Annotated in this window: 1 protein-coding gene; it reads left to right on the plus strand. The window is 60.4% G+C overall.

What is annotated here, in order from left to right:
* A partial coding sequence (locus WBP53_RS14245) for a S41 family peptidase (protein ID WP_423930045.1) occupies positions 1–1598 on the plus strand: 1598 nt, incomplete at both ends.

Consider the following 1598-nt stretch of genomic DNA (forward strand, 5'->3'; position numbering starts at 1 on the left):
TCCGGGCACCGACAATCAGCCCACCTGGGTCGGCGACACGATTTATTTCACCTCCGATCGCAATTACACGATGAACCTGTTCGCGATTTCGCCCGAAGGCGGCGAGCCGCGCCAGGTCACCGGGTTCACCGATTTCGATGTGCTCTGGCCCAGCGCCGGCAAGGACGCCATCGTGTTCGAGAACGGTGGCGCCATCTGGCGCTTCGATCCGAAGACATCGAAGGCCAGCGAAGTGCCGATTCGGGTGACCGGAGATTTTCCGCAAACCCTGCCGACATGGAAGAACGTCGCAGCCAATGTCGAATCCTTCGATCTTGACGAGGACGCCGGAACCATCGCCTTCGCAGCACGCGGCGAGGTGTTTCGCTACAGCGGAAAGGATCCGGAAATCCGCAATCTTTCACGGACACCGGATGCGCGAGAACTGGGCCTGACCATGGCCCCCGATGGCAACTCGATCGCGTTCCTGTCCGACGCCAGCGGCGAGTACGAGCTCTATCTTCAGTCTCTGGCAGGCGGTGCGCCGAAGCGCCTGACCCGGGATGGCGATGTCTGGCGTTTCCCGCCGGTGTATTCGCCGGATGGTCGCCATATCGCCTACGCCGACAAGAAGCAGCGGCTGCGCATCGTCAACGTCGACAGCGGCACTACACGCGATGTGGACAACGGTCGCGCCGAGGACATCACCGAGTATGTGTGGTCACCCGATGGGCAGTGGCTGGCTTACACCTTGCGCAACAGTGGCGGACTGGCGCGAGTCTGGCTGTATTCCCTTGCGGACGGTTCGAAAACGCCGGTCACGGCCGATACCTCCAGTGCATTCAGTCCCGCGTTCGATCCGGAAGGTCGCTGGCTCTACTTCCTGTCCGATCGGGATTACCAGCTGCAATTCAGCGCCTACGAAATGAATTACCTCTATGCCGATGCCACGCGTGTCTACGCAGTCAGCCTCAGTGCCGATGGTCCGTATTTTTACCGGGATCAGGAAGACGCCGATGCGAAGGATGCTGACAAGTCCGACAAGGACGCGTCGACCAAGCGGTTGAAGATCGACACCAAGGGCATGAGCGGGCGCGAGCAGGTGCTCAAGGCGGGCAACGGAAATTATCGCAAGCTCCAGGCCAGTGCCGATGCCGTCTTCTTTGCCGCTTCACCGGGCGGGCGCGATGATGGCAAGTTCGAATTGCGAATGCTCGACCTCGATGCCGACAAGGATGTCGTGATCGCAAAAGGACTCTCGGACTATGCGCTGGCGGCGAACGGCAAGCAGGTGCTGGTCCAGTTCGAAGACAAGTTCGCGTTGCTGGATACCAAGGCGGATCAGGATCCCGCCAAGAACGCGCTCGACCTGTCGGCCATGAAGCTGCTGATCGATCCGCAGCGTGAATGGAATCAGGAGTTCACCGATGGTTGGCGCATCCTGCGTGACTGGTTTTACGATCCGGGCATGCATGGCGGCATCGAACGCTGGAATACAATCCGGGCCCGCTACCAGCCCTTGGTTGCGCATGCAGCGACGCGACAGGACCTGGACTACATATTCCAGGAACTGGTCGGCGAACTTCAGGCCGGCCATATCTACGTGCAGCAAGGCGACC

Origin of the sequence: Dokdonella sp., assembly GCF_049593775.1 — a bacterium.
Taxonomy (GTDB): Bacteria; Pseudomonadota; Gammaproteobacteria; order Xanthomonadales; family Rhodanobacteraceae; genus Dokdonella.